This is a genomic window from Bradyrhizobium pachyrhizi, assembly GCF_001189245.1.
Taxonomy (GTDB): domain Bacteria; phylum Pseudomonadota; class Alphaproteobacteria; order Rhizobiales; family Xanthobacteraceae; genus Bradyrhizobium; species Bradyrhizobium pachyrhizi.
Genome location: NZ_LFIQ01000118.1, coordinates 196,748 through 203,962, shown reverse-complemented (window position 1 = coordinate 203,962; position 7,215 = coordinate 196,748). Strand labels below are relative to the sequence as shown.

At 63.3% G+C, this 7,215-nt stretch carries 9 protein-coding genes; 1 reads left to right on the top strand and 8 read right to left on the bottom strand.

All coding sequences use genetic code 11. The features are described 5' to 3' along the window. The 3 genes from AKL29_RS46030 to AKL29_RS34895 all read right to left on the bottom strand — a co-directional run. A partial coding sequence (locus tag AKL29_RS46030) for a carboxymuconolactone decarboxylase family protein (protein WP_244482593.1) occupies nt 1–262 on the bottom strand: 262 nt, incomplete at its 3' end. Between the two features lie 34 nt (nt 263–296). After that, entirely contained in the window at nt 297–932 is a 636-nt protein-coding gene (locus tag AKL29_RS34900) for a nitroreductase family protein (RefSeq protein WP_028337068.1), read from the bottom strand. 179 nt (nt 933–1,111) lie between these two features. Beyond that, nucleotides 1,112–2,029 carry an NADP-dependent oxidoreductase gene (locus tag AKL29_RS34895; protein ID WP_050387280.1) on the bottom strand — a complete coding sequence of 306 codons (918 nt, stop codon included), beginning with the start codon at nt 2,027–2,029 and terminating at the stop codon, nt 1,112–1,114. A 546-nt stretch (nt 2,030–2,575) separates the two neighbouring features. Here AKL29_RS34895 and AKL29_RS34890 point away from each other — a divergent pair. Continuing rightward, nucleotides 2,576–3,940: an MFS transporter gene (locus AKL29_RS34890; RefSeq protein ID WP_050387279.1), complete on the top strand. Its 1,365-nt coding sequence runs from the start codon at nt 2,576–2,578 to the stop codon at nt 3,938–3,940. Nucleotides 3,941–4,114: 174 nt separating this feature from the next. Here the strand turns inward: AKL29_RS34890 and AKL29_RS34885 are convergent, their stop codons facing one another. The 5 genes from AKL29_RS34885 to AKL29_RS34865 all read right to left on the bottom strand — a co-directional run bounded on the left by AKL29_RS34885 (nt 4,115) and on the right by AKL29_RS34865 (nt 7,157). Further along, entirely contained in the window at nt 4,115–4,564 is a 450-nt protein-coding gene (locus AKL29_RS34885) for an MFS transporter (protein WP_050387278.1), read from the bottom strand. 64 nt (nt 4,565–4,628) lie between these two features. Next, nucleotides 4,629–5,174 (bottom strand): DUF1993 domain-containing protein, encoded by a 546-nt coding sequence (locus AKL29_RS34880; RefSeq protein WP_050387277.1) that lies wholly within the window; start codon nt 5,172–5,174, stop codon nt 4,629–4,631. Between the two features lie 165 nt (nt 5,175–5,339). Then, entirely contained in the window at nt 5,340–5,915 is a 576-nt protein-coding gene (locus AKL29_RS34875) for a cytochrome P460 family protein (protein ID WP_050387276.1), read from the bottom strand. Nucleotides 5,916–6,125: 210 nt separating this feature from the next. Continuing rightward, on the bottom strand, nt 6,126–6,407 hold the full coding sequence (locus tag AKL29_RS34870; RefSeq protein ID WP_244482592.1) for a GNAT family N-acetyltransferase: 282 nt from the start codon (nt 6,405–6,407) through the stop codon (nt 6,126–6,128). Nucleotides 6,408–6,419: 12 nt separating this feature from the next. Then, nucleotides 6,420–7,157, bottom strand: a complete 738-nt coding sequence (locus AKL29_RS34865) for a peroxiredoxin-like family protein (protein ID WP_050387274.1) — start codon at nt 7,155–7,157, stop codon at nt 6,420–6,422. Between the last annotated feature and the right edge of the window lie 58 nt (nt 7,158–7,215).

Below are 7,215 nucleotides of genomic sequence, written 5' to 3'. Positions count from 1 at the left end.
CGGCCGTAAAGCTGTGAACCGTCAGGCAGTAGTCGCAGCCATTCACTTCGGAGACAGCGAGACCGATGCTGTCACGCGTCTTCACGTCGAGCGCCTTGCTCAAGGAGCCGAGCAGGGCGGCCCATGAGTTGAACGCGATCGGGCTTGCCGCGAAAGTCGCCATCATATTCGGGGTGAACCCGATATTCTTGGTGAACATATCGAGGGTCGGTTTCGAATCGGCCGGCACCTGTTCCGGCCTTAGAGCTGCAATCCTTGGCATCACATTCTCTGTAGTTTGCTGGTTTCACTAATAATCAAACGAGATTCAAGACATCGGCCACCGGCCGGCGCGGCTTCTGCGGCCAGTTCCCCGGACGCACAGTCCCTACGGACAACAGCATGACCGGTACCTCGTCCTTGGTCAGTCCGAACTCGCGGTGCACCGCTTCGGCATCGAAACCGATCATCGGCGTCGAACCCAAGCCTAGTGAGAGGGCCGCATAGATCATCGCCGCAGCGCCGAAGGTGCCGGTGCGCACTGCCTCGTCCCGCTGGCGCTGCGGGTACTCCATGTACAGATCGCGTGCGGGGATTTCCCATTCCGGCACCATCTTTGCCGGCATGATGCCCGCTTCCACCAGCGGTGCCAGACGCTCTGGGACGACGCTGGAATCGGCCAACTGGCCGCAGACGATGAAGGTAACGGCCGCTTCGGTGATTGCGGGCTGGCTCCAAGCGATCGGACTCAACCGAGCTTTGGCTTCCGGCGTGCGTACGGCGATGAAGCGCCAGTTCTGCAAGTGGAAGGATGTCGGCGCGGTGGTGCCGATTCGCACCAGCTCGCGGATCTGGTCGTCGCTCAGGGTGGCGGTGGGGTCGTAGTACTTGGTGGCGCTGCGGCTCAGGATACATTCGATGACGGCGTTGGTCATGGTCATTCGGTTGGTCATGGTGGTTCCTATGCGTGAAGGGATAGGTTGAGATAGCGGGTGCTTTTGCTCTCTTTGCTGGAAATGCTGCGGGGATGGAGCCCTTTCGACATCTCATGTCAGGGGGCGTGGGTGGGTTCCCAGTGCCCCCGGCGCGGCTAAAAGGACGCAGCGGGCTGCGAGCATCGAATGCGTGTCGTTCACGGTCGAATGCGGATGATCGTCTTCCCGCTAATCCGCTTGGTCGGATTGAAAGCCGCGACTGCATCGTCGAGAGCCGCGATGTTGCCGATGTTCGTCCGCAGTCGTCCGTCCCGCACGCGCTGGACGATCTCGCTCAGTTGGGCACGATCGGACTCAACAACGAAGTCGACCGCCAGGCCATCGCGGGGTCGCGCTTCGCTCGGCCCGACGATGGACACCAGCGTTCCTCCAGCTCGAATCAAGCGCGCGGAACGCTTCCCGATGTCGCCGCCGATGACATCGAACACCAGATCGACTCCGCCGATGTCTTCGAGGACGTCGTTCTCGAGGTCGATGAATTCCTGCGCGCCGAAGTCGAGCGCCTTCTGACGATCGGCGGCACGTCCGGTGCCGATGACATAGGCGCCGGCCAATCGTGCGAGTTGCGCCACCATCGACCCGACTGCGCCTGCCGCGCCGTGCACGAGGACGCTCTGCCCCTCCCGAAGGCGGCCGTGCACGAACAGTCCCTGCCACGCGGTCAGGCCCGGCATCGCTACGCTCGCACCCACCGTGAAGTCGACGTCACCCGGCAGCGGCGCGAGGTTGCGTGCCTCGACAGCCACATACTCAGCCAGCGTGCCGCCGCGATACGAGTCTGAAAGGCCGAACACTCGCTGTCCCACTGACAGCCCCGTCGTGCCATAGCCGAGAGCGGTAACCACACCGGCCAGTTCCTGCCCGGGAATCGAAGGTGTTCGGTCACGGTCGAGGCGATCGGTCCACGTCGAGGGCCACGTCAGCTCGCCCGAGGTGAATCCCGACGCATGAACCCGAACGACGACGTCGTTGATCGCCGCCTGCGGCTCCGGCCGCTCCACGAGCGTCATTCCGGCCGTTCCCGCAGCCCGGTCCGTTACGACGATCGCCTTCATACGAATTGTCTCCTCAGTTACTCGTCTCTTTGCCGAATACGTTCCGTCGATAAGGGGCCGTTCGACATATCCATGCCAGCGGCCATGGGTAGCTTCCGAAAGCGAAGGCGGAAGAGCGCTTTGCTGGTGGTCGACGTAGCTATTGATCACAACGCGGGACGAACTTTTCCAATAGCCGGCAGGTATAGTTTCGATAACAGCCGGGAATAGCGCTGCGACGGCTCTCTTTGTCGTTCGTAAGTCCAGGCAAGTGTGTAGGCCGCGACGGCATCACGCCACGCAGCGAGCGGCAATAACGATCGTCGATTGATTCTATGGCGAGAGGTGATTTCCATCGCGGGGGTTCGACCGCCAAGATGTGAGACCGCTGCCAGACGCAGCTAACAATCCAAAACGAGACTGCAAATGCCCCCTCCTACAAGCCAGAGACGGCGAGCTTGTCGCCACGAGGCGGAGCCGTTTACAGAGCGCTGCAGCCGCGGTGTTATCGATGCCGAACCCTGTCCGCGAGAGCTCGGGCGGGAAGCGCCGCCTTGGTGCCGGCGCATGGTGCTCGCGGCCTGTGTACTCGCGTCCTCGATGGCGTTCATCGATGGGACAGCGCTGCCCGTTGCGTTACCGAGATTGCGCGCTGACTTCGGAGCCGACCTCGCCTCCGTTCAATGGGTTCTCAACGGGTATATGCTGGCGCTCGCCTCGCTGACATTGATCGGCGGCGCGCTCGCGGATGTTTACGGCAAGGCGCGCATGCTCAGGCTCGGTTGCGTCCTGTTCGGTCTGGCCTCCGCGGCCTGCGCGCTGGCGCCTTCGCCCGCATGGCTGATCGCTGCCCGCGTCGCACAGGGAGCGGCCGCCGCGATCGTCACGCCCGCAAGCCTCGCCCTGATTGGGGCCACCTATCCGCGCGCGGAGCGGAACCGGGCGATCGGCCTATGGGCCGCGGCATCGGCTCTCACCACCGCCGGGGGTCCTGTCCTAGGCGGCTGGCTGACCGAAACTTTTGGTTGGCCATCCGTGTTCTGGATCAACCCGCCGCTGGCGCTCGTCACCGTCGGGATTCTGCTGGTCTTCGCACCCAAGGATGAGCGCATCCACCGAAGGTTCGACGTGATTGGCGCCGCGATCCTCGCTTCCGCGATCGGAGCGCTCGCCTGGGCGCTCAGTCAGATCGGCCCCAGGGGCGCTCGGGCCGCCGCGGACGCTACAGCCCAGCCGCGCACGGTGCTCGCGATCGTCGCCGGGCTTGGCATTGTCGGGCTCGCTCTCTACGCGTTCTGGGCGCGTATAAGCAAACACCCGATGACGCCACCTCGGTTAGTGGAGAACCACGCCTTTCTTGGGCTGAACGTCGCGACCCTGATGATCTACGCAGGGGTTTCGATCATATTCTTCCTGCTCCCGTTTGAACTCATCGACCGCCGCGCCCTGTCATCGACCGACGCCGGGCTGACATTCCTGCCCTTCACGCTCGGCGTGGGACTTCTCTCGGGCGTGTTCGGTGGGTTGGCGGACAAGATTGGCGCGCGGACCATGCTCATCGCGGGACCGGCTGGTGCGGCGCTTGCTTATGTCTGGATGGCGCTCGGCCAGGAAGAACCCCTAATGCTCAGCGTGATTGCGCCCATGACGTTGCTTGGCCTGTCCTTCGCCGTGCTCGTGGCACCGCTGACTGCGTCCGTCCTGTCGAGCGTTGACCAGACGGACGAAGGGCTCGCCTCCGGCGTCAACAATGCGGCAAGCCGGATTGCGCAGCTTGCCGGCGTGGCACTGGCCGCCGGTGTCGCGTCTTTCGAATCCGGCTACGAAGTCGGTCTCGCCGTAGCCGCCGTGACCTCGATCGGCGGCGCCTTGACGACTGCAATAACCCCGACGCCGGCCGCGGCGAAAGCGGGCGGCTCGGGAGAGGCCTAGAAAGCATGCGGCACCTCCTCCAACGATCCTCCAACTGTCGGATGCCACGGCTGATCGTCGATTCACGAGCCCCCGGGTTCGGCGACGGCTTGTCGTCTGTCTGTGGCGGCGCGCACATAGCGCAGATATCGTCACACAGCCTCCGACGACGTGCCGGCGTCCCGCATTGGAACGCTATCTGAGCCGACGAGCGCTGCTGGTAGCCGCTTCCACCAGAGCGAAGGCCATTCCGGCGACCAAACAAAAGTCCGCGCCGTGATCTCCGCCCAAGCCGAAGATCAATGAGACCAAGGCGGAGCCAAGCGACCATCCGACGTAGCGAGCCGCAGCGTTCATTCCACCGGCGGCCCCGCTACGTCCTATGGGTCCGACTGTCATCATCGCGGTGTTGTTCGGGGTCTGGAAAGGGCCAAAACCGATACCGCAAAGGGCCAGCCGCCATACGACATCCCACTTCGCCGGAGTTGTCGGCAAGAAGATCATCAGGAGCAAACCGGCCGCCAGCAACGCCAAACCAATGCTGCAAAGCACCGAGACGGGGTAGCGGATTGTCAAGCGACCGGCGGTCGGAGCCATAACGGCAGTCATGAACGGCCAGGGTGTCACAAGAAAACCTGCTTCCATCAAGGCGCAAATCTCCGGCGCGCGAACTTTGGGCGGGGCCCGTGTCGCGCGCCGCGCCCGCCTCTCACGAGTAGTCACCGCCGCTCTGCTGACTGAGGTTGCCGAGGTAGTCGCGCTTCCCGATCTTCGCGCCGAAATGCCGAAGGATCGCGTGCGCAATCGAGATGTGGAAGAAGAAGTCGGGCAGCACCAGGCGCCGGATGTAATCGTCGCCGCCGAACCACCCACGCACGATAGGCGGTGTCAGTTCGTATGTGTGGGACTGCGCGCCGGCAATCTCGTCCGGCCGCACGTTTTGCAAGAAGTCGCGCGTCTCGAGGAGCCGCGCCTTCAATGCAGGGTACATCATGGCGACGTTGTGGGGTGCTGGCACGTCACGCTGCATCAGCTTCGCCATGTGTGCGTAGACCTTGTTGCAGCTCACGGAAAACTGTTCTCCGAAAGTCAGCATGTCGGTCGCGAGCCGCTCGCCAAGGATCCTCCCAGGCTCAATCCCCCTGGTCCGCTCGAGCGCTTGAGCGTGATCGAGATAGTCGTCCATCACGTTCAGTCCGTGCACCATGACCGGGACCGTGATGTCATAGACCGAGATGGACACGTCGAACTCCATGCGCTCGTTTGTACTCCGAACGTCGATCGGACCCGCCAGGCCGATAGCTGAAACGAATGGTCACAACACGCTCTTCAATCTTCCAGCTTGCCGCACCAGCTTGCGGCTTTCGACGTTGCCTCCGCGAAACTGCAGCAAGAGGAGGGCGCCCGCGCATACGGCCGCCTAGTGACGCAGGACGGGATATCCATTCACATAAATCCAGTCCGTGGCCTGGGCCGGCACGTGGCACCCCTGGCAATCCGAACGGTAGTCCGTCGAGGTGGTCTTGAGCGGCTTGTCCGCGTCGAACCACGACCATCCCCACCCGTCGCCCCACAACGGGTTGCCGGGGTGCGTTCCCTTGCTGTCTTTCACCATGACGAACCAACCCTTGAGCTTGTCGGCGTGGCTTACCGTGCCGGTGGTCATCTCGTTCGTCGAGGTTGCGAAGACCTCTTTCACCAGAACGGCGCCATCCGGGAAGTGCCCTGTCTTTCGATAGGCGTCGATTGCCCCCGGGGATGCGTAGACGGCGTGCATTTCCTTCGAACCCTGGCCGCTGTCGGCGGCAATTGCCCAGTTCCCGAGCGCTTGGTAGAGGGTTCGGTAGTCTGCCGGCACACGCAGGTGCCCGGCGGCGTCCGCCACGTTCGCTGTCGGATTGGCCGGAGCCGCTCCGCTGATCTGAGCGAGCGCCGCCACAGTGCCGGCGACAAGCGAGACGGCGACGGCCAGGCTGACAGTCCTCGATAATTTCATGGGGGTCTCCTTTGCTGCCCGCGCGCGGCACGGCGGCGCGGCGCAAGGGCTTCAATCAATGTCGAGCCAACCGCGTGCTCGGCCGGTCCAGCAGGCCTGAGGATCGGACACAGGCGACGACATCGGAAATTCCCTTTGGACATGCATTCGATAGTCTTGGGGTATCGTCGCCCAAGCGTTGTGCTCGCGTACGCTCCGTTCGTTTTTCGATCAGCCATCAAGAAGCGCGGCGTACTCGGGGTGTCGAGCGGCGTACGAGGACATGAAGGGGCACTTCGCGATTACTCTTTTCCCGCCGCGTCGCAACGCTTCGAAAACGCCAAGCGCCAGCATCGATCCGTACCCTAGGCCGGAGATCTCTTGTGGCACCTCCGTGTGGAGCAGGACGACGCGACCGTCTTCGACCTTGTAGTAGGCGACCGCGAGCGCGGTGTCGCCGAGGGCCATTTCAAACCGGCTCATTGCCGGATTATCCCGGATGTCGCTCTCCACCTTCTGCCTCCCTCATCGGGACGTGGAAGCGGCCTGGCGCAGCGAGGCCAAGATTTGCGCCGGCTCTTCCCGTTTGGTGAAGTCGGGCTCGACGAACGCGCTACGGATCCGGCCTTTCGCGTCGATCACGTAGGTCGCGGGAATGGGCAACATCCAGACCGGTGACCCGTGCCGGGCGCCGAAGTCGAAGCCTTGCTCGGAATAGTGCGCCTTGGTCTCGTCGGGCACCCGGAACAGTACGCCATACGACATGGCAACGCCGTAGTCGACGTCGGAGAGCACGTTTAGGTCCAAGCCCAGACTTCGCTTGAGCTGCCGCGGGAAGTCTCTTGTGTCGGGTGTCACGACTGCGAGGGTCGCGCCGACGCTCTCGAACTCATCCTTCGCGGCCTGAAGAGCGCGGAGCTCTGCGGTGCAGAACGGGCACCACGCGCCTCGGAAGAAACTCAGGACCAGGGGTCCGTTGCGGCGCAGCTGTTCGGAGGAGTGGAGACGGCCGTCGGCATCCGGCAGGAGAAAGTCTGGCGCGTTGTCTCCGACCTTCAACGCCTGCGATGCCACGTCTGTATCCCGAAGCCAGACCACGAGGTGGTTGTATGACTCCAAGTCAGCGCTGCTGAAGGTCGTCAACAGCTCGGTGCGAATCCGGGCAAGTGTCTTGTCGGTCTGATTTTTCATCGGTTGGGAGTTGTCGGGCTGCGGATTGATCGGCTGGAAGTGGTTGGCTGCCGGAGTGCGCGTCGTGGTCATGCCGGCGCCCTCGCCGCTTCCGGGACCGCGGCGTGCAGTACACGCCGGTCTGGGACTT